Source organism: Bacteroides sp. 90-K9/2, assembly GCF_047310725.1.
Taxonomy (GTDB): domain Bacteria; phylum Bacteroidota; class Bacteroidia; order Bacteroidales; family Bacteroidaceae; genus Bacteroides; species Bacteroides vicugnae.
Genome location: NZ_JBCGVL010000003.1, coordinates 1 through 20,154, shown reverse-complemented (window position 1 = coordinate 20,154; position 20,154 = coordinate 1). Strand labels below are relative to the sequence as shown.

General features: G+C 43.1%; 17 protein-coding genes and 1 other RNA gene. 14 read left to right on the top strand and 4 right to left on the bottom strand.

Features of this window, described 5'->3' with window-relative positions:
- Positions 1-37: 37 nt before the first annotated feature.
- Positions 38-850, bottom strand: coding sequence for a PstS family phosphate ABC transporter substrate-binding protein (locus tag AAHJ11_RS09425; protein WP_099147584.1), 813 nt, complete (start codon positions 848-850; stop codon positions 38-40).
- A gap of 177 nt (positions 851-1,027) precedes the next feature.
- Between AAHJ11_RS09425 and pstC the strand changes: the two genes are divergently transcribed.
- The 6 genes from pstC (at position 1,028) to AAHJ11_RS09395 (ending at position 6,292) form a co-directional block, all read left to right on the top strand.
- Entirely contained in the window at positions 1,028-2,224 is a 1,197-nt protein-coding gene (pstC, locus tag AAHJ11_RS09420; protein WP_320975250.1) for a phosphate ABC transporter permease subunit PstC, read from the top strand.
- A gap of 1 nt (position 2,225) precedes the next feature.
- Positions 2,226-3,101: a phosphate ABC transporter permease PstA gene (gene pstA, locus AAHJ11_RS09415; RefSeq protein WP_148367901.1), complete on the top strand. Its 876-nt coding sequence runs from the start codon at positions 2,226-2,228 to the stop codon at positions 3,099-3,101.
- Positions 3,102-3,109: 8 nt separating this feature from the next.
- Positions 3,110-3,868: a phosphate ABC transporter ATP-binding protein PstB gene (pstB, locus tag AAHJ11_RS09410; RefSeq protein ID WP_099147582.1), complete on the top strand. Its 759-nt coding sequence runs from the start codon at positions 3,110-3,112 to the stop codon at positions 3,866-3,868.
- Between the two features lie 143 nt (positions 3,869-4,011).
- Complete coding sequence (gene phoU / locus AAHJ11_RS09405; RefSeq protein WP_004296659.1) at positions 4,012-4,701, top strand: phosphate signaling complex protein PhoU; 690 nt, start codon at positions 4,012-4,014, stop codon at positions 4,699-4,701.
- 410 nt (positions 4,702-5,111) lie between these two features.
- A complete protein-coding gene (locus AAHJ11_RS09400; RefSeq protein ID WP_004303876.1) occupies positions 5,112-5,714 on the top strand; it encodes a riboflavin synthase in 603 nt (200 codons plus the stop codon).
- 32 nt (positions 5,715-5,746) lie between these two features.
- Positions 5,747-6,292 (top strand): nitroreductase family protein, encoded by a 546-nt coding sequence (locus tag AAHJ11_RS09395; RefSeq protein ID WP_099147586.1) that lies wholly within the window; start codon positions 5,747-5,749, stop codon positions 6,290-6,292.
- 212 nt (positions 6,293-6,504) lie between these two features.
- Here AAHJ11_RS09395 and AAHJ11_RS09390 read toward each other — a convergent pair whose 3' ends face one another.
- The 3 genes from AAHJ11_RS09390 to rnpB all read right to left on the bottom strand — a co-directional run bounded on the left by AAHJ11_RS09390 (position 6,505) and on the right by rnpB (position 11,662).
- Positions 6,505-9,789 carry a S41 family peptidase gene (locus tag AAHJ11_RS09390; RefSeq protein WP_320979168.1) on the bottom strand — a complete coding sequence of 1,095 codons (3,285 nt, stop codon included), beginning with the start codon at positions 9,787-9,789 and terminating at the stop codon, positions 6,505-6,507.
- Positions 9,790-9,843: 54 nt separating this feature from the next.
- Positions 9,844-11,163, bottom strand: a complete 1,320-nt coding sequence (locus AAHJ11_RS09385; protein ID WP_099147404.1) for a YihY/virulence factor BrkB family protein — start codon at positions 11,161-11,163, stop codon at positions 9,844-9,846.
- A gap of 112 nt (positions 11,164-11,275) precedes the next feature.
- An RNA gene (gene rnpB, locus AAHJ11_RS09380) (RNase P RNA component class A) lies at positions 11,276-11,662 on the bottom strand.
- A 98-nt stretch (positions 11,663-11,760) separates the two neighbouring features.
- Between rnpB and AAHJ11_RS09375 the strand changes: the two genes are divergently transcribed.
- The 8 genes from AAHJ11_RS09375 to AAHJ11_RS09340 all read left to right on the top strand — a co-directional run bounded on the left by AAHJ11_RS09375 (position 11,761) and on the right by AAHJ11_RS09340 (position 19,430).
- A complete protein-coding gene (locus AAHJ11_RS09375) occupies positions 11,761-12,741 on the top strand; it encodes an NlpC/P60 family protein (RefSeq protein ID WP_234133884.1) in 981 nt (326 codons plus the stop codon).
- A 4-nt stretch (positions 12,742-12,745) separates the two neighbouring features.
- Positions 12,746-13,897 (top strand): dipeptide epimerase, encoded by a 1,152-nt coding sequence (locus AAHJ11_RS09370; protein ID WP_148367907.1) that lies wholly within the window; start codon positions 12,746-12,748, stop codon positions 13,895-13,897.
- A 219-nt stretch (positions 13,898-14,116) separates the two neighbouring features.
- Complete coding sequence (locus AAHJ11_RS09365) at positions 14,117-15,652, top strand: trypsin-like peptidase domain-containing protein (protein ID WP_148367908.1); 1,536 nt, start codon at positions 14,117-14,119, stop codon at positions 15,650-15,652.
- Between the two features lie 183 nt (positions 15,653-15,835).
- Positions 15,836-16,696, top strand: a complete 861-nt coding sequence (locus tag AAHJ11_RS09360; RefSeq protein WP_002561589.1) for an RNA polymerase sigma factor RpoD/SigA — start codon at positions 15,836-15,838, stop codon at positions 16,694-16,696.
- 134 nt (positions 16,697-16,830) lie between these two features.
- Positions 16,831-17,454 (top strand): murein L,D-transpeptidase catalytic domain-containing protein, encoded by a 624-nt coding sequence (locus tag AAHJ11_RS09355; protein WP_320975247.1) that lies wholly within the window; start codon positions 16,831-16,833, stop codon positions 17,452-17,454.
- 77 nt (positions 17,455-17,531) lie between these two features.
- Positions 17,532-17,933, top strand: coding sequence for a hypothetical protein (locus tag AAHJ11_RS09350; RefSeq protein ID WP_004296669.1), 402 nt, complete (start codon positions 17,532-17,534; stop codon positions 17,931-17,933).
- 90 nt (positions 17,934-18,023) lie between these two features.
- Positions 18,024-19,235, top strand: a complete 1,212-nt coding sequence (locus AAHJ11_RS09345) for a clostripain-related cysteine peptidase (protein ID WP_148367910.1) — start codon at positions 18,024-18,026, stop codon at positions 19,233-19,235.
- 69 nt (positions 19,236-19,304) lie between these two features.
- Positions 19,305-19,430 (top strand): hypothetical protein, encoded by a 126-nt coding sequence (locus tag AAHJ11_RS09340; RefSeq protein ID WP_320975246.1) that lies wholly within the window; start codon positions 19,305-19,307, stop codon positions 19,428-19,430.
- Positions 19,431-20,154 lie beyond the last annotated feature (724 nt).

The following is a 20,154-nucleotide window of genomic DNA, read 5'->3' as shown; positions in this document are numbered from 1 at the left end:
TTATCTGTATTTAGGCTACAAAAGTAGGACATTTTTTTTATTTAACCGGAATATAACCGCTCTTTTTTATAATGTCTTGTCCGTCGGATGAAAGAATAAACTGAATCAGGGGACTAACTTGTTCCTTATTTTTTACATTATAATAGTAGTAAAGCGGGCGGACGATAGGGTAGGTCTTGTTGGTGGCATTCTCTACCGTAGGGGTGGCGTAGTGGCTTCCGTCATAAGATACGGAAAGCGTTTTGACACGGGGAGATACGTAGGCAAGTCCGACATATCCGATGGCTCCTTGGGTCTGGCTGACAGACTGGATAATGGCGCCCGTTGCCGGCATGGAAAGGCTGCTTGCCATGTAGTTTTTATTTTTCAATACGCTCTCTTTGAAAAATTCGTAAGTACCGGACGATGTTTCACGCGAGTAGACCACTATTTTTCGGTTGTCTCCGCCTACCTGTTTCCAGTTGGTTATCTTCCCCCGGAAAATATCCTCCAGTTGTTGGCGGGTCAGCTGTTTCACCGGATTGGAGGGATGCACCACCACGGCGAGGGCGTCGTAGGCAACAATCACTTCGTTTACTTCTTCTCCTGCCGCTTTAATTTTCATCTTCTCGCTGAACTTGATCGGGCGGGAGGCCATCGCAATGTCCGTTGTATGATCCATTAAGGCGGAGATACCCACACCGGTTCCGCCACCGGTTACTGTGACACGGGCATCCGGATGCTGGTTCATAAACCGCTCTGCTGTCTGTTGTGCGACAGGTAGTACCGTGTCGCTACCTTTTATACGTTGCGCGTTGGCACCGAGCGAGAGTAAGGAAAGGGCGATTAATAAGTTTCTTCTCACTTTCATATTTCTTCTTTTTATTGACTTTGCAAATTAAGCAATCGGATATTACATTTCCATTTCATCCGGAATGGAAATATTGCCTGTAACACAAATGTAATACGATTGAAACATTTCCTTCAAACATTAGTCACACCTCCTTAATAAAGAGACGCTTTCTTTGCATCAGAAATCATAGTAGGTATGAAAAAGGTATTTGAAAGGATTGTGGAAGGAATGTTGACTTGTAGCGGTTTCGTGACAAGTATTACTATTCTGCTGATTGTACTCTTCCTTTTCACGGAAGCTTTCGGGCTGTTCAAGAGTAAGGTGATTGAAGAGGGATATGTGTTGGCGCTGAATAAGAGCAACAAAGTTAGTGTGTTGAGCCCTGCACAGATAAAAAATGTTTTTGATGAGGAGATCACAAACTGGAAGGAGCTCGGTGGGGAAGATCTCCCTATCCGGGTTTTTCGTTTGGAGGATATAACGCAGTATTATACGGAAGAGGAGCTGGGACCTGCTTATGAATATGCAGGCGACAAGATTACGGAACTGGTAGAGAAAACACCGGGTATCGTAGCTTTTGTTCCGCAGAAGTTTATTGTTCATCCGGACGCGGTGCATTTCATAGAAGATAACACCATTTCCGTGAAAGATGTATTTGCGGGTGCCGAATGGTTTCCTACGGCCACTCCGGCAGCTCAATTCGGCTTTCTGCCGTTGATTACCGGTACGTTGTGGGTGAGTCTGTTCGCTATTCTTTTTGCTTTGCCGTTCGGGCTTTCGGTTTCTATCTATATGTCTGAAGTGGCAAACCCGAAAGTGCGGAACTGGCTGAAACCGATTATCGAACTGTTGAGCGGTATTCCTTCGGTGGTCTATGGCTTTTTCGGGTTGATTGTCATTGTTCCGTTGATTCAGAAGTTTTTTAATCTTCCAGTAGGAGAGAGCGGCCTGGCAGGGAGTATCGTACTGGCTATTATGGCATTGCCTACCATCATAACGGTGACGGAGGATGCGATGCGCAACTGTCCGCGTGCAATGCGGGAAGCGAGCCTGGCATTGGGGGCTTCTCAATGGCAGACTATATATAAGGTAGTGATTCCTTATTCTATTTCGGGTATTACATCCGGTGTGGTACTTGGCATCGGACGTGCTATCGGGGAGACGATGGCGGTATTGATGGTGACGGGTAATGCGGCCGTGATTCCGACAACTATTCTTGAGCCTTTGCGTACCATTCCGGCTACGATTGCCGCCGAACTGGGAGAGGCTCCTGCAGGTGGTCCGCACTATCAGGCATTGTTCCTGTTGGGTGTCGTACTGTTCTTCATTACATTGATTATCAACTTTAGTGTGGAATATATTTCTTCTAAAGGATTAAAACGTAGTAAATAAGATGGAAATACGGAGTAATAATAAAGCTAAACACCGTTCGCAGAAATTTGCTTTCGGAATTTTCCGGTTGTTGAGTCTTTGCATTGTATTGATATTGTTTGCGATTCTGGGATTTATCATCTATAAGGGAATCGGTACTATCAGTTGGGATTTCATCACTTCGGCTCCTACGGACGGAATGACGGGTGGCGGTATCTGGCCGGCTATTGTAGGTACCTTCTATCTGATGGTGGGAAGTGCGCTGTTTGCATTTCCGATAGGGGTGATGAGTGGTATTTATATGAATGAGTATGCGCCGAAAGGCAGGTTGGTACGCTTTATCCGGGTGATGACCAATAACTTGAGCGGTATTCCTTCCATCGTATTCGGATTGTTCGGTATGGCGCTGTTTGTCAATTATATGGGGTTCGGTGATAGTATTCTGGCAGGCTCTTTGACATTAGGTTTGCTTTGCGTACCTTTGGTTATCCGGACAACGGAGGAAGCCTTGAAAGCCATTCCTGACAGTATGCGTGAAGGTAGCCGGGCATTGGGAGCGACGAAGTTGCAGACGATAGGACGCGTCATTCTGCCGATGGGTATGCCGAACATTATAACAGGGTTGATTCTCGCATTGGGACGTGTTTCGGGAGAGACGGCGCCGATTCTGTTTACTTGTGCCGCATACTTCCTGCCGCAACTGCCTACCGGCATTCTGGATCAGTGTATGGCCTTGCCTTACCATTTGTATGTAATTTCCACCAGTGGAACGGATATGGAGGCACAACTGCCGCTGGCTTATGGCACGGCATTGGTATTGATTATGATGATCCTGTTGGTGAATCTGCTGGCTAATGCCTTGAGAAAGTATTTTGAGAAAAGAGTAAAAACGAACTAAATTAGTATATGGATACAGTGAAAATTGATACGCGTGATGTGAACTTCTGGTATGGGGACTTTCATGCATTGAAGGGCATCAGCATGCAGATTGAGGAAAAATCGGTTGTTGCTTTTATCGGACCGTCCGGTTGCGGCAAGTCTACTTTCCTCCGGCTTTTCAACCGGATGAATGATTTGATTCCTGCTACCCGTCTGGAGGGAGAAATCTGTATCGACGGACATAATATCTATGCGAAAGGCGTGGAAGTGGACGAACTCCGCAAGAATGTGGGAATGGTGTTCCAACGTCCCAATCCTTTCCCGAAAAGCATATTCGAGAATGTGGCTTACGGACTTCGTGTGAACGGAATAAAAGATAATGCTTTCATCCGCCAGCGTGTAGAGGAAACGTTGAAAGGAGCGGCTCTTTGGGAGGAGGTGAAAGATAAGTTGAAGGAATCGGCTTATGCACTGTCCGGCGGACAGCAGCAGCGTCTTTGTATTGCCCGTGCGATGGCTGTCTCTCCTTCGGTATTGCTGATGGATGAACCTGCCTCTGCGCTCGATCCTATTTCTACGGCGAAAGTGGAGGAGTTGATTCATGAACTGAAGAAGGATTATACGATTGTAATCGTTACGCATAATATGCAGCAGGCAGCCCGTGTCAGTGATAAGACGGCGTTTTTCTATATGGGAGAAATGGTGGAATTCGATCAGACGAAAAAGATATTCACCAATCCGGAGAAGGAGGCTACCCAGAATTACATAACGGGACGTTTCGGGTAATGAATTAGGCACGGATTACACGGATTTCACGGTTTTTAGAAATATGCTTGTTTAAAGCAACAGCGTCATCCGTGTAATCCGTGCTTAAAATTTATCTCTGAAATCTAATTAGCAGAATATTAATCATTTATATATAATAGACTATGGTAAAGTTTATAGAATCGGAACTCATCCTATTGAAGAAGGAAATTGATGAAATGTGGACCTTGGTGTACAACCAGCTTGACCGTGCCGGAGAGGCTGTGTTGACCCTTGACAAGGAGTTGGCTCAACAGGTGATGGTTCGCGAACGCAGAGTGAATGCTTTCGAATTGAAGATAGATAGTGATGTGGAAGATATTATCGCATTGTATAATCCGGTGGCGATTGATCTTCGTTTTGTGTTGGCTATGTTGAAAATCAATACGAACTTGGAACGTTTAGGTGACTTTGCGGAAGGGATCGCCCGTTTTGTACTTCGTTGCAAAGAACCGGTATTAGATGCGGAACTGTTGTCTCGTCTTCGCCTGGCAGAAATGCAGGCAGAGGTGTTGTCGATGCTGGAACTGGCGAAACGTGCCTTGAATGAAGAGAGTAATGATTTGGCGGCAGGAGTGTTTGCCAAGGATAATTTGCTGGATGAAATCAATGCGGATGCAACAGGGATTCTTTCAGACTATATTATCGAACATCCGGAAGCTGTACATACTTGCGTAGATTTAGTCAGTGTGTTCCGTAAACTGGAACGCTCGGGAGATCATATTACCAACATTGCCGAGGAGATTGTTTTCTTCATTGATGCCAAAGTGTTAAAACATCGTGGAAAAACGGATGAAAATTACCCGGAAAAGTAATTTTCTGCCGATTTTTAAACAGAAATTAGGGCTCCTTAAAAAATTATCTTATATTTGTCTCCTGTAATGGACAAGTTACAGGAGTTTTTGCTTCAAATGATAATAAATCCAAAGAATTTTCAAAAAGATGTTATATGACATGTTTTATAATTTGGATAGTATCGGTAAAACCGCCTATATTTGCACCGTTATCCTGAAAACAATCTTTTTACCTTAAAAAAAAACTAATACCTATTGAAAACTGAAAAATGGGGCTTTGTGAAAAGCCCTATTTTTTTTTGCTCTTATTTTTTAAGCTCCTTTCTAATTCGTATCTTTGACCCTTGCATTAAAAGAGTATTTTCAATCGTAAAATAGTAAATAGTAAATCAAAATAGTAAATAGTAAATCGTAAAATAGTAAATAAAATTATGTTTTCTGGAATCGTAGAAGAATATGCTACTTTGGTAGCACTGGTGAAAGACCAGGAGAATATACACTTTACATTTAAGTGTTCGTTTGTGAATGAGTTGAAAATTGACCAGAGTATTTCTCACAATGGTGTATGCCTGACGGTGGTGACTCTGACGGATGATACGTATACGGTGACTGCCATGAAAGAAACGTTGGAGCGTTCTAACCTCGGTTTGTTGAAAGTGGGGGATAAGGTGAACGTTGAACGTAGCATGATGATGAACGGTCGGCTGGATGGACATATCGTTCAGGGGCATGTGGACCAGACTGCCACTTGTATTGATATTAAGGATGCGGAAGGCAGTTGGTATTTTACATTCCGGTATGCGTTTGACAAGGAGATGGCGAAACGCGGATATATCACTGTGGATAAGGGTTCGGTGACTGTGAACGGCGTTAGCCTGACGGTATGTAATCCGACGGATGATACTTTCCAGGTGGCTATCATTCCTTATACTTACGAGCATACGAACTTCCATACATTTGAGATTGGCAGTGTGGTAAATATCGAATTTGATATTATCGGCAAGTATATCAGCCGGATGATTCAATATAAATAAGGAAATATAAATAAGTGACCGGAGGATTGGAAATGGCATATACTGATTTTCTTCAATTGGTGCAGGCTCGTCAAAGTGACCGTTCGTATGATAAGGAACGTCCGGTGGAGCCGGAAAAGTTGGAACGGGTGCTTGAAGCTGCACGTTTGGCGCCTTCGGCCTGCAACGCACAACCTTGGAGGTTTGTGGTCATCACAGACAAGGAACTGGCTCAAAAAGCCGGGAAAGCTGCTGCTGGCTTGGGAATGAATAAGTTTGCCAAAGATGCTCCCGTGCATATTCTGGTTGTAGAAGAATCTGCTAATATCACTTCCCTGCTTGGTGGAAAGGTTAAAGGCAAGCATTTCCCGTTGATCGACATTGGAATAGCGGCTGCTCATATTTCTCTGGCTGCTGAAGCCGAAGGATTGGGCTCTTGTATTCTGGGTTGGTTCGATGAAAAAGAGATGAAACAACTTGCCGGTATTCCTGCTTCGAAACGTTTATTGCTGGATATTGTCATTGGCTATCCGGCAAAGGAAAAACGTAAGAAGATGAGGAAGCCGAAAGAAAAGGTGATTTCATACAATCGTTATTGATTGAAAAATAATTATATTCTTAGGCTTTTAGGATAAGCATATAACAGAAAGCATTGTTGGTTTAAAAGGAACGTCCCTTTCCTTTAAAACCAACGATGCTTTCCTTTTAAAGGAACGACCTGTTTCTTTAAAACCAATAATGGCTTTTCTAAGGTGTTGATAATTAACTTATTATTGATGCCGCCGGAAAAGCGGCATCAATAATGCAGTATTTATTTCTTTTTTGACAAATCTTTTAATAGGTAGTCTACTGCTGCTTTCAGTTGCGCGTCTTCTCCTTTCAGGCTGGCTGCCGGTTCGTTATAGACTAGAATATCAGGTTGCAAGGTCTGATTTTCGAGATAGTTGCCTTGCATATCCATGCAACCTACCTGTGGGATACCGAATACAATAGACGGATCTATCTGGCGCTCCCACCACACGGCTGTCATCGTTCCTGCCACCGGGGCGCCTATCAGTTTGCCAATGCCTAGAGTCTTATATACGTAAGGAGTGCCATGTGCATTGCTGTAATTGTCTTCACAAGTTAGCATGCATGAGGCTTTCAGCCATTTGTTGAATGGATCGCTGCCGATATATTGTCCGCGTGGCACGAAACGTTGATATTCCTTTCCGCTAAGTAAGGTGACCACATCATCGTGCAGCCATCCACCACCATTATGGCGGGTATCTACCACTACGGCTTCTTTATTACGATAACGGCCGAGCAGTTCGGAATAGATCTTGCGGAAGCTGGGGCTGTCCATACCTTTAATATGTACATAAGCAATGCGTCCGCCGGAAAGCTCTTCAACTTTCTTGGCGCAACGCTCTACCCAACGTTTGTAAAGCAGCTCGCTTTGAGTGCCATAGCTGATGGCCTTTACTGTTTCTTCAAAACGTTTTTTAGTGGAAGGATCGTATACGGTAAGTACTACTTTGCGTCCGACTTTGCCTTCAAATAACGGGAAGTAATCAGCACCGGCTTCAACCGTTGTGCCGTCTACTTTTTCAATGATGCAACCTGCCTTCACTTCTGTCTTTTTCTGGGTGAAAGGACTTTGCTTCATGATTTCCTTGATCTTTAACCCGGCACCGTTGTATGACTCATCGTAAAAGACTCCCAGAGTAGCGGTAGGCATTGCGCTGCCTCCTGCTGCAAACCGGGCTCCGGTATGGGAGCCGTTCAGTTCGCCGAGCAATTCACTCAACATTTCTGTGAAGTCATAATTGTTACTGATGTGGGGCAAGAAGCGTTCGTATGCTTTTTTATATCCTTTCCAGTCTACTCCATGCAGGTCGGCAATATAGAATTTGTCATTTACTTGCTGGCAAACGTGGTCGAAGATGTATGCACGTTCATCATAAGGGCGGTAATCGAAGAATGCTTCAAATTCTATCGGTGTAATTTTGCTACCGGCAATCTCTATTTTCTTCAATCGGCCGCCTGTGCACATAAAGATATTCTTTCCTTCTTTATCCGGTATGAGTGAGCCGCCGCCAACTCCTTTTAATAATATTTTAGTTGTGTTTTCTTTCAGTTTATGCTCCCAAAGGTCGTAGTCTCCTTCAAAAGCTGCCAGGTAATAAAGAATATCACCCTTCGGACTCATGACAGCGTCACCCAGGCGGGAAGAATTTACAGTTAGACGAACGATACGGTCAAAACGATTTTCCAAATCGAATGTAAGAGGTTTTACCTCTGTACTGTCTTTTTTCGCATTCTCATTTTGGGTAGTTTTCTTCTTACTGTCTTTAGTATCTTCTTTCTTCTCTGCCTTTTCTTTCTTGGCTTTTTCTTTTTCTGCTTTCTCTGCCTTTTCCGCTTCTTCAAGTAAGGCAATGTCTTCTTTGCTCATCAGGAAGCGGTTGTAGGCATCGACGTCGAAAAACATAATATAGGTGTCGTCTTCACTTCCCCAGCTACCATGGCTACGGTATCCGGCACGGTCACTGTTCCATATCATCGCTTTTCCACCCAACACCCATTTGGCGTTGCTGTCGCTGTATCCGCTTTCGGTAAGATTGACCATTTCGCCTTTTCCGTCGGCTTTCAGCAAAACGACGTCTTTATTGTTCCAGCCTCCTATGCCGATGAAGTCTGATAGAATCCATTTGCTGTCAGGGCTCCATTGGAACCATTGGTCACCGTCGGCATAAGAATATTGATATTTGGCATCCATCACTGTGCGTACAGCCTTGCTTTTCAGATTGATGACACGGATAGCGGTACGGTTTTCGAGGAAAGCAACCTCTTTACCGTCAGGACTGAATTGTGGTTGGAAAGAAGCCACTTTGGAGTTTGTCAAACGTTCTTCTTTCAATTCTGTGGCATAGGTGAATTGTTTCTCCTCTTTGCGTACGATGGTGGAAGTGTAAAGCTGCCACAATCCATCGCGTTCTGAAGAATAGACGAGTGTGCGTCCGTCGGGTGCGAAACTGATGTTACGTTCCTGATCGGGTGTGTTGGTGATTTGTTTGGTTGTTTTGTAGTCAATGGAGGTTACGTAAACATCACCGCGCATAATGAATGCAACTTCTTTTCCTTTGGGAGACACAGCGATATCGGTAGCTCCGTTGGATTTGATTTGGCGGATAATATCTTTGTCATTCTTGTCTGCCAGGATACTAATGTTCACCTTTTGGGGTTGTTTGCCCGGAACAAGTGTATAAATCTCACCGTCATAACCATAACAAAGCGTGCCTGTAGTTGAAATGCTTAGAAAGCGTACGGGATGCTTTGTGTGGAAAGTGATTTGTCGGGAAGTAGTGGCTCCGGGAGTACGTTGGAATATATTGAAGGACCCTTTCTCTTCACTTAAATAATAGAATGATTGACCATCAGGACTCCATACCGGTTCACGGTCTTCACCTCCGAAGGTTGTTTGTTTTTGATAAATAGGGGCTTTTCCGGGAGTGTATGTCCAGATGTCGCGGGCAATAGGGGATACCTGATGTTTACGCCAATAGTCTTCGTATCCTTTCTTGTCTTGATAGAGCATCACTCCCTCCTTATTGATAGAGATGCATTCCATTGGCATGGATGAGAACATAGTGGGGCGTCCTCCCGTCACGGGCACTTCGTATACTTGCTGGAACTGACCGGAAGGAAATCCGGCATCTTCGGCAGAGGGAGCAATGTTGGCTGTGAATAAAATGTGTTTGCTATCTTTGTAGGCAACGGGTTTCTCACTGCCCGAATGAGTGGTCAGTCGCTGGGGCGTTCCTCCTTCACTGGATACGACGAAAACGTCGAGACTTCCCATTCGGTCCGATGCAAAGGCAATCTGTTTGCTGTCGGGACTCCACACCGGTTCCGTATCAAAAGCCGGATTGGTAGTGATTTGTGTGGCACGTCCGCCGGTTGACGGTACCGTGTAGATGTCTCCTTTGTAGGTGAATGCAATGGTGGTTCCGTCTGGCGAAAGAGCGCAGTGGCGCATCCATAAAGGAGATTCTTGTGCAATGCTTGTCCCTGCTAGACAGATGACAAATGCACTTAGCAGTAGCTTTTTCATTTTTTCTAATCTAATTGTGTTAAGTTCTTTTTCGCGATTTAAGTTTTGGCCTTCCTACAAATCCTTCAGTAATACTTTACTTGCTTTTTTATAGTATTCTTCTCTGGATTCGGTCAGCACCTTCCATTCGTCGTTGAATTCTTCATCTTTGTCAATTTTGAAATTCTCGGAGCCGTATGTGTCCAAACGGTCTAGCAGGACAGCCACATTTAATTGATTGATATCCATTGAAGGCTGGTAACCGATTTCTTCACTTTTTTCGTCGGTAACCACCTCGTGAATCAATTCTATTTCCTGTAACTGATAAAGTACCTGGTTTGTCAGCCGGATAGGAATCTGGTGTTCTTCCGATATTTCTGCAGCCGTATAGGGCGGTTTGTTCTTTTCGAATCGTTTGGCTATGAGTGACATAATCAGGATGGATATAAAATCCCGGTATCGTCTGCTGATGTTACGGGTGTCCTGGTCAAAGCTGAAGCTGCGGATATTTTGTCCGGCATACGTCAGTTCGGCTCCAAACAAACAGATTGTCCAGGATATCTGCAACCAAAGCAGAAATAGGGGGAGTGCGGCAAAACTACCATAAATGGCATTGTACTTTGACACCCACAACTGGCTGTTGATGTACAGAAACTGAAAAGCCTGATAAGCGGACCCTGCCAGAATACCTGCAATGAGTGCATGCTTGAATTTCACTTTCGTATTCGGCATAAAGATATACAGTCCGGTGAACATCAGCCATGTCAGGACGAAAGGAATAAGCCGTATCATGAATTTCATGACAGGAGCGAGCAGAACGAAATCATCCATCTGTTTGAGAATGGTGCTCATAAACAGGGAAAGTCCTCCGGATACCACGATCAGAATCGGCATCAGCAGGAACATGGAGAAATAGTCCGTAATCTTGCGATACATGGATCGTGCTTTTTTCACTTCCCAGATACGGTTGAAGGTGATTTCAATATTACTGACCAGATTGATAACCGTCCATAACAACATCACCAAACCGACTCCAATGAAAATACCTCCTTTAGTCTGTGAAAGATAGGAATTGACAAATGAGAGAATGGCCTCCGTTGTTTCTATATTCCCTCCGAAGCCGTTGCGGAACTGATGTTCCATCAGGTTGTCAAATCCGAAACCGCGTGCTACGGCAAACAGAATGGCAAGTATCGGTACAATGGCAAGCAATGTGCTATATGTCAGTGCAGAAGCCTTATTGGCCATTTGGTCTTTGGTAAACCGGTTGATGCAAAGATAGACGGTCTTTATAATATTGTAGAGTGAGAACTTGGTCCGGGTCACTTCGTCTTCCGTAATGCGCCAGATGTCATACGTAAGAAACTTCCATATATCGGTGATTTTCTTCTTCATGGTTCTTCGCTGATTACTAATTGCAAGCAACTAATTACTGATTACAACAGCCTTGCTCGAACAGTCGATCCTCATCCATTAGTCATTTGTAATTAAATGGATAATTAAAAGAAAAAGCAGTCAGCCTATAAGCCGAGTTCTGTACCCCATATAATTTCCGATTATTAATCTTTAATTATATCAGGTGCCTGTCATTTATCTGAGTGGCGTGTCACCACGACACTTTAGCGGTCTACCCTCCGACATGGAGCGAGCAACTCTCATAACGCCGGTTTACATGACCTTACAACTCCTAAGACGTACAGCCCGCATGTCGCCATGCGACTGGTGGGCTCTTACCCCACCTTCTCACCCTTACCTCTCCCCGAAAGGAGCGGCGGTTATTTTCTTCTACGTTACTCTACCCTCGCGGACAGCTTTCTGTTAGGAAGTAGGATGCTCTATGTTGCCCGGACTTTCCTCCTGCACGAAACATGCACGCGACAGACCGGCCAACTGCTTTAGGCTGCAAAAATACGTCATTTATTTTGTTTTAGCCAAAGAAAGTGTCACAAATAGAAATAATTTCTAACTTTGCTATCATTAAAATGGATTTTAATGAAGAAGAATATCCTCCTTTTCTATTGTTTCCTGGCGATGACGGCAGCTAGCCTGAAAGCACAGGAAATACGCCCCATGCCTGCCGATTCGGCTTATGGGGTAGTACATATTTCAGTTTGCAATTTGCGCGAGGAAGGCAAATTTACTTCCGGTATGAGTACGCAGGCATTGTTGGGAATGCCGGTCAAGGTACTTCAGTATAACGGTTGGTACGAGATACAAACACCGGATGATTATACCGGATGGGTGCACCGGATGGTGATTACCCCCATGTCGAAAGAACGGTATGATGAATGGAACCGGGCGGAAAAGATAGTGGTTACCTCGCACTACGGATTTGCGTATGAAAAGCCGGATGAGAGTTCCCAACCCGTATCCGATGTTGTTGCGGGCAATCGTTTGAAGTGGGAGGGGAACAAAGGACATTTCTATCAAGTATCTTATCCCGACGGTCGGAAAGCATATCTTTCGAAATCCATTTCCCAACCGGAAACAAAATGGCGTGCTTCACTGAAACAAGATGTTGAAAGCATCATTGAAACCGCTTACTCAATGATAGGAATTCCTTATCTTTGGGCAGGAACCTCTTCCAAGGGAGTGGATTGTAGCGGACTGGTACGAACCGTACTTTTTATGCATGACATTATTATCCCTAGAGATGCCTCTCAGCAGGCCTATGTGGGCGAACATATCGATATTGCCCCTGACTTCTCTAATGTCAAACGGGGGGATCTGGTGTTTTTCGGCCGGAAAGCGACTGCGGAACGTAAAGAAAGTATTTCTCACGTCGGCATTTACCTCGGAAACAAGCAGTTTATCCACGCGTTGGGAGATGTGCACGTCAGCAGCATGAATCCTGCGGATCAAAACTATGATGAATTCAACACGAAGCGTTTACTTTTTGCTGTCCGTTTCTTACCTTATATAAATAAGGAGAAAGGAATGAATACCACAAATAAGAACCCCTTTTATAAATAAAAGAATGCAGAACAGGAGAGATTTTTTGAAAACGGCAGCTTTGGCTGCTTTTGGTTCGGGGTTAGTAGTCCGTCAGGCATTAGCCGGAGAATCGTCGCTTTCTACCATTCATATAAATAAGCTCGGTTTGGGAGGGAAGATGAAAATGACTTTTTTTCCTTATGAACTGAAGTTGAGGCACGTGTTTACAGTTGCCACTTATTCGCGTACAACAACTCCCGATGTGCAGGTAGAAATAGAATATGAAGGCGTGACGGGGTACGGAGAAGCCTCTATGCCTCCTTATTTGGGAGAAACAGTAGAGTCTGTGATGAATTTCCTGGGGAAAGTGAATCTGGAACAGTTTAGTGATCCTTTTCAGCTAGATGACATTTTGTCATACGTTGACAGCCTCTCACCAAAGGATACGGCAGCGAAAGCTGCGGTAGATATCGCCCTTCATGATCTGGTAGGGAAACTGTTGGGCGCTCCCTGGTATAAGATATGGGGATTGAACAAAGAAAAGACACCTTCCACTACCTTTACGATAGGTATCGATACACCGGATGTGGTACGGGCGAAAACAAAAGAGTGTGCCGATCAGTTTAATATATTAAAGGTGAAACTGGGACGGGACAATGATAAGGAGATGATTGAAACCATTCGTTCGGTAACAGACCTTCCGATAGCAATAGATGCCAATCAAGGATGGACAGACCGCCAATATGCGCTCGATATGATTCATTGGTTGAAAGAAAAAGGCGTTGTGATGATAGAACAGCCCATGCCTAAGGAGAAGCTAGAGGATATTGCCTGGATAACGCAACAGAGCCCGCTACCGATATTTGCGGATGAATCCTTGCAGCGTTTGGGAGATGTAGCCGCTTTGAAAGGTGCTTTCACGGGAATCAATATAAAGCTGATGAAGTGTACCGGTATGCGTGAAGCATGGAAGATGGTGACATTGGCTCATGCACTCGGCATGCGTGTGATGGTGGGCTGTATGACAGAGACTTCCTGTGCTATTTCTGCAGCTTCACAGTTCTCGCCATTAGTTGATTTTGCCGATCTGGATGGCAACCTGCTTATCTCTAATGATCGTTTTAAAGGGGTGGAAGTGGTGAAAGGAAAGATCACCCTGAATGACTTACCCGGAATCGGTGTCATGAAAATCTGACTTTACTGAATGAATGTCAGAGTGTTAAAGCCATCTGACATACAACGAATGTAAATTTGTCAGGTGTTGTCGTTAACCGCTGTTAAGCTCCAAATATTCTCTGTTAAAAGTGGACAAAAAAGAGTGACAAGTAGAATAAGTGAACGATATTTGTTATTATTTTAACGTCGTAAAAGTTAAAACAATGTCGAATATTAACATTTTAAAGAATTATAAATCATGAAACAAACAACAAAGAACATTCTGGGAGTAGGAGCAATCGTTCTTCTTAGCTCAGGAGTTGCAGGATTGACAACTTACAAACTGTTGCAATCTAACGAAGCTGCCAAAGAGACGTCTTTCAATGAGATGTTCAAGCAGAATCCCAATGTAAAATTGGCTGCTTTTGATGCTGTGAACGCCCAACCTGTTGATTTGACCCAGGCTGCTGAGAATTCGCTTCATGCTGTCGTACATATAAGGTCTACTCAAGAAGCTAAAACAAGAACTGTTCAGCAAGCGCCGGACATTTTCGATTTCTTTTTTGGTGATGGACGCGGACAGCAACGTCAGGTACAGTCTCAACCTCGTGTAGGTTTTGGTTCGGGAGTAATCATCTCGAAGGATGGATATATCGTAACGAACAATCACGTGATTGAAGGTGCGGATGAAATCAGTGTGAAACTGAATGATAACCGTGAATTTAAAGGACGCGTGATTGGTACTGACCCTAGCACCGACCTTGCGCTGGTGAAAATTGAGGGTGATGATTTTCCGACTATTCCGGTGGGAGACTCCGAAGCGTTGAAAGTAGGAGAGTGGGTATTGGCAGTAGGTAACCCGTTCAATTTGAACTCTACTGTAACTGCCGGTATCGTAAGTGCAAAAGCCCGTTCTCTGGGAGTATATAATGGTGGTATAGAATCATTCATCCAGACGGATGCTGCCATCAACCAGGGTAACAGTGGTGGTGCACTGGTAAATGCCAAAGGTGAATTGGTTGGTATCAATTCAGTGCTTTCTTCTCCGACAGGTGCTTATGCAGGATACGGTTTTGCTATCCCGACCAGCATTATGACGAAAGTAATTGCCGACCTGAAACAATACGGAACAGTACAACGTGCATTGCTCGGTATTCGTGGTGGCTCTATCGGTAGCAGTTTGATGGACGACCGTCAACCGATTGACAAATCCGGTAAGACTCTGGCAGATAAAGCTAAAGAACTGGGTGTTGTAGAAGGAGTATGGGTCTCTGAAATCGTAGAGAATGGTTCTGCTGCAGGAGCTGATATCAAAGTCGATGACGTAATTATCGGTGTGGATAATAAGAAAGTGTCCAATATGGCTGACTTGCAGGAAGCACTTGCTAAACATCGTCCGGGTGATAAGGTGAAAGTGAAACTGATGCGCGATAAGAAGGAAAAGACCGTTGAAGTAACGTTGAAGAACGAGCAAGGTACTACCAAGATTGTGAAGGATGCAGGTATGGAAATCCTGGGAGCTGCTTTCAAAGAGTTGCCGGATGACTTGAAGAAGCAATTGAATCTGGGCTACGGTCTGCAAGTGACAGGAGTTTCCTCCGGTAAGATGTCGGATGCGGGAGTTCGTAAAGGCTTCATTATCCTGAAAGCTAATGACCAGCCGATGCGCAAAGTCAGCGATCTGGAAGAAGTGATGAAAGCTGCTGTTAAGTCTCCGAATCAGGTATTGTTCCTGACTGGTGTATTCCCATCAGGTAAACGCGGATATTTCGCTGTCGATCTGACTCAAGAGTAATATATAAAATAAGGTAAGAAGATCACAGGATAAGCTAATGAAATAGAAAAAGGATGCCGCCAATCAACTTGTCGGCATCTCTTTTTGTTTTATTAGATGAAAAATATAGTGTAAAAGTTACTTAATTTTGTATGTTAACAAATTATTTGTCGTAACTTTGCACTCCAAATCTGTTTTTAAAGAATGAGACAACTAAAGATTACCAAAAGTATCACTAACAGAGAGAGCGCTTCTCTTGATAAGTATTTGCAGGAAATCGGCCGTGAAGACCTGATTACTGTCGAGGAAGAAGTGGAACTCGCTCAACGCATTCGTAAGGGTGACCGTGTAGCATTGGAAAAATTGACACGTGCCAATCTTCGTTTCGTCGTATCTGTGGCTAAACAGTACCAAAACCAAGGTTTGAGTTTGCCTGACTTGATTAATGAAGGCAATTTAGGACTGATTAAGGCTGCCGAGAAATTTGATGAAACACGTGGATTTAAGTTCATTAGCTACGCTGTATGGTGGATTCGCCAGTCTATTCTGCAAGCATTGGCAGAGCAGTCGCGTATTGTTCGTCTCCCGTTGAATCAGGTAGGTTCGCTGAATAAGATCAGCAAAGCCTTCTCGAAGTTTGAACAGGAAAACGAGCGGCGCCCGTCTCCCGAGGAGTTGGCAGACGAACTGGAAATTCCGGTTGATAAAATCTCTGATACGCTGAAGGTATCCGGCCGTCATATTTCGGTGGATGCGCCTTTTGTGGAAGGGGAGGACAACAGCCTGTTGGATGTGTTGGTTAACGATGATTCGCCAATGGCGGACCGCTCTCTGGTTAATGAGTCTCTTGCGAGGGAAATTGATAGAGCTCTTTCTACGTTAACCGATAGAGAAAAAGAAATCATTCAGATGTTTTTCGGTATCGGACAGCAAGAAATGACATTGGAAGAAATCGGCGATAAATTTGGCCTCACACGTGAGCGCGTTCGTCAGATTAAAGAAAAAGCAATTAGAAGACTTAGACAAAGTAATCGTAGTAAATTGCTCAAATCTTACTTGGGATAAGTAAGGAATATCAGTTTCTGAAAGAAAAAAGAATTTGAGTCGCATAAGTCGCACTTTTCATATAGAAGAATGTACTTATGCGACTTTTTACATAAGCCCCATTCTATAATTCAATCTTATACTATGCGAGTTTAATGAAAAGGTCAGTTTTAATATCATTGGTTCTTATTGCTTTGGGAGCTGGGATGGTGGCATATGCAAAATGTGCGGCATCCTCTTCTGATTCGGTGCCTGCTAAAGTAGAGCAGCGTTTGCGGGAGAAAGCACAGGCGGGAAAGGCTTATTGTGATAAGAACGGATATAATACGAATTATTGCTTTCTGGTAGATTTCAGTATTCATTCTGGTAAGAGGCGTTTCTTTGTATGGGACTTCAAGGGAGATTCCGTGAAATATGCCAGTCTCTGTGCTCATGGATATGGGAAAAATAGCACTGTGTCCAAGCCTGTATTCAGCAATGTGGAAGGTAGCTATTGCTCTTCGTTGGGGAAATACAAGGTGGGTATCCGGTCGTATAGCAAGTGGGGAATCAATATTCATTATAAATTACATGGATTGGAAGCGACGAATAATAATGCTTTCAAGCGGTATATCGTGTTGCATTCTTATACTCCATTGCCGGAAACAGAGGTATATCCTTTGCATCTTCCGTTAGGAATCAGTCAGGGGTGTCCTGTAATATCTGATGAAGTGATGAGGAAAGTTGACGGGTTGCTCAAAGCGGAGAAGAAACCACTCCTGTTATGGGTCTATGACTAAGAAATGCTATTTATTTGAGATAAATAGAGGTAATCTCCTCTTTTTTGTTACCTTTGCAAGGTTAAAAATTATATGATATGAAATACGTAAAAATACTATTTGCAATTGCACTTGTGTTTACCATGTGCTCCGCTTTTTCCTTGAAAAAAGACCACTCTAAACCAGTTTATGCTTTTGGAATTTCTGCTTCATTTACGGATACAGTAGTCTATTTCACGGACATTCAGATATTAGATAGTGCGAAGGTCAGCAAGGAAGGTTTCTTGTCTCACCGTGAGTTATATAGTTATCAGTTGAAGAATTATCTGGAGGATAATCAGTTGCAGCAGAATAGTACATGTATGATTTACTTCTCGGAAAACAAGAAGAAATTAGAGAAAGAAGCAACGAAGATTCTGAATAAATACAAGAAGAATAATAGAATGACGGTGTCGCGGATTGATTCCGATAAATTCCATTTTACGAAACCGGAAGAGTAATAAGCAATAGTTGAATTGTTAATATAATAAGAGATGCAGTTTTGCATCTCTTATTTTTTTATCTTTGCCTCGTCATTAATAAAAAATATTATGAGAAAGATTAAAATATTATCCCTTTTGTTCTGTGTTGCAATGTTGGTGGCAGCTTGTCACGATGATGAAGAAGGTCCTATTACACCTCAACCACGTGAACAGGTGGGGCGTACTGTGTTGATATATATTGTAGGTGATAATGGGAACAACGAACTGTCTACTCTCTTTAAAAATAATTTTAGAGACATGAAAAAGGGGATGGAAGAGGTTGACTATTCCAAATGCAACTTAGTGGTTTATAGCGAAATGGTTGATGATGTTCCCCATCTTATTTCATTAAAAAATCAGAATGGTGAAGTAGTGGCAGATACCCTTTTTACTTATGCTGAGCAAAATCCTTTAGATAAGAATGTGATGTCTGCTGTTATTTCTCAAACAGTTAGTTACTTCCCTGCAGATAGTTATGGCTTTGTTTTTCTATCTCATAGTTCTTCATGGGTGCCGGCTACTAAAGATGCAAACTCTCGCTCAATCGGATATTATCGTCTAACCCAAATGAATATCCCGGATTTTCATGAAGTGTTATTGTCTTCTTTTCCTAAACCTCTGAAATTTATCTTATTTGATTCGTGTTCTATGCAGGCTGTTGAAGTAGCTTATGAGTTACGCGATTGTGCAGAATATTTTATTGGTTCACCTACTGAAATACCAGGGCCTGGAGCACCTTATAGTGCGGTTGTTCCGGAAATGTTTACTGAAAATAATTTACCCATTAATATCGCAAATGCTTATTTTGATTATTATGAAAGATATTATACAGGTGAAATACCATGGAGTGATGCTAACTGGACAGGTGGAGTTGCTATTTCTGTGATTAATAGTACTGCTTTAGACAATTTCGCTATGGTTACTAAAACTATTATTCCTAAGTATATCAAAGATGAAAGCGTGGTAGATCGTAATGGTATATTGCTTTATGATTTTAATAATCATGCCAATTATGATTTTGATAATTTAATTCAGACTTTGACGGGAGGAAAAGATAATACAGATTATCAGTTATGGCGTCAATCCTTCGTTGAGACTGTTATATATTCTAAGACTACCTCAAAAAATTATTCGGGAATAACCAAGAATATGTTTTCTATGGAAAAAGCAGAAGGACTTTCTACATACATTCCTAATGGAACGCATAGTTCTGCAATGAATAATTTTTATCGAACATTACAATGGTATTCCGCTGCCGGATGGAATGAAACTGGTTGGTAAATGCGAGAGGGAGTTTTCCAAATACCAACGCACGCAGGAGCCACCCTTGCAAAAATAAAGTCATGAATAGTGGAACAGGTACAAAGGGGACAGTGGGGACACCGCATAATATTCTCACACACACACATGCGCGCGTATAATAAGGTAGAAAATAATGAAACGATGGGGGAAGAAGGGGATGGCGGTGAAGAATGAGTGTTACCGGGTAGTGAACCGCAATATCTCATTGTTTTTTTCTCCGAAGCTGACTGGCTGAACTGGTGAGCGTCTTATGAACCACGGAAGTCCTGTAAATGTCCGCAAATAGAGTGATCTTTATTTTGAGGAATAATATCCACAGGTGTTCTGCAAACATCGACGTTAACGGAATAGGGCTTATCTGTAAAGCCGGAGCGGACACTTCTACTGCCCATGTCACGCATATTCTGCCGTTCCTTCTTCCTGTAGACATTAGTTATCGTATGAATGTTGATGAGAATTTCTTCTTTGACAAGTAGAGAGCAGAATTGGTCTGTACATAGGTATGGTAGCTGGTGGCTGCCATGAGGTGAAGGAAGATATGTACCCCTCCTGACTTCTGACCCAATGCGGAATGTTTATCAATGTAGCTAGTCAGGGAGCATATATATGTACGCGTGTGTGTGATGGTGCCTCGAAAAAGTGTCCCTACTGTCCCCGCTTGTTATTAACAATGCGGTGATTTGGCAATGCTAAAGCGGTGCTTTACGAGTGCTAAAGCATAGCTTTAGCACTCGTAAAACATAGCTCTTCTAAGGCTTTCCTAATGCATCTGGTATTACTCTCATTTCCTCGTCTATTTCTACGCCCTTCTAATCCTATCAAAAAAATATGTTCTACAACATCGTTATGCATCAGCACTTTAGCAAATGTATTCAAAAATAATTAGAAAAAATAGTTT

Bases quoted from the DNA above. Each gene is read 5' to 3' on its own strand.
- AAHJ11_RS09425 (WP_099147584.1), bottom strand. From the start codon at position 850: ATGAAAGTGAGAAGAAACTTATTAATCGCCCTTTCCTTACTCTCGCTC.
- pstC (WP_320975250.1), top strand. From the start codon at position 1,028: ATGAAAAAGGTATTTGAAAGGATTGTGGAAGGAATGTTGACTTGTAGC.
- pstA (WP_148367901.1), top strand. From the start codon at position 2,226: ATGGAAATACGGAGTAATAATAAAGCTAAACACCGTTCGCAGAAATTT.
- pstB (WP_099147582.1), top strand. From the start codon at position 3,110: ATGGATACAGTGAAAATTGATACGCGTGATGTGAACTTCTGGTATGGG.
- phoU (WP_004296659.1), top strand. From the start codon at position 4,012: ATGGTAAAGTTTATAGAATCGGAACTCATCCTATTGAAGAAGGAAATT.
- AAHJ11_RS09400 (WP_004303876.1), top strand. From the start codon at position 5,112: ATGTTTTCTGGAATCGTAGAAGAATATGCTACTTTGGTAGCACTGGTG.
- AAHJ11_RS09395 (WP_099147586.1), top strand. From the start codon at position 5,747: ATGGCATATACTGATTTTCTTCAATTGGTGCAGGCTCGTCAAAGTGAC.
- AAHJ11_RS09390 (WP_320979168.1), bottom strand. From the start codon at position 9,789: ATGAAAAAGCTACTGCTAAGTGCATTTGTCATCTGTCTAGCAGGGACA.
- AAHJ11_RS09385 (WP_099147404.1), bottom strand. From the start codon at position 11,163: ATGAAGAAGAAAATCACCGATATATGGAAGTTTCTTACGTATGACATC.
- AAHJ11_RS09375 (WP_234133884.1), top strand. From the start codon at position 11,761: ATGAAGAAGAATATCCTCCTTTTCTATTGTTTCCTGGCGATGACGGCA.
- AAHJ11_RS09370 (WP_148367907.1), top strand. From the start codon at position 12,746: ATGCAGAACAGGAGAGATTTTTTGAAAACGGCAGCTTTGGCTGCTTTT.
- AAHJ11_RS09365 (WP_148367908.1), top strand. From the start codon at position 14,117: ATGAAACAAACAACAAAGAACATTCTGGGAGTAGGAGCAATCGTTCTT.
- AAHJ11_RS09360 (WP_002561589.1), top strand. From the start codon at position 15,836: ATGAGACAACTAAAGATTACCAAAAGTATCACTAACAGAGAGAGCGCT.
- AAHJ11_RS09355 (WP_320975247.1), top strand. From the start codon at position 16,831: ATGAAAAGGTCAGTTTTAATATCATTGGTTCTTATTGCTTTGGGAGCT.
- AAHJ11_RS09350 (WP_004296669.1), top strand. From the start codon at position 17,532: ATGAAATACGTAAAAATACTATTTGCAATTGCACTTGTGTTTACCATG.
- AAHJ11_RS09345 (WP_148367910.1), top strand. From the start codon at position 18,024: ATGAGAAAGATTAAAATATTATCCCTTTTGTTCTGTGTTGCAATGTTG.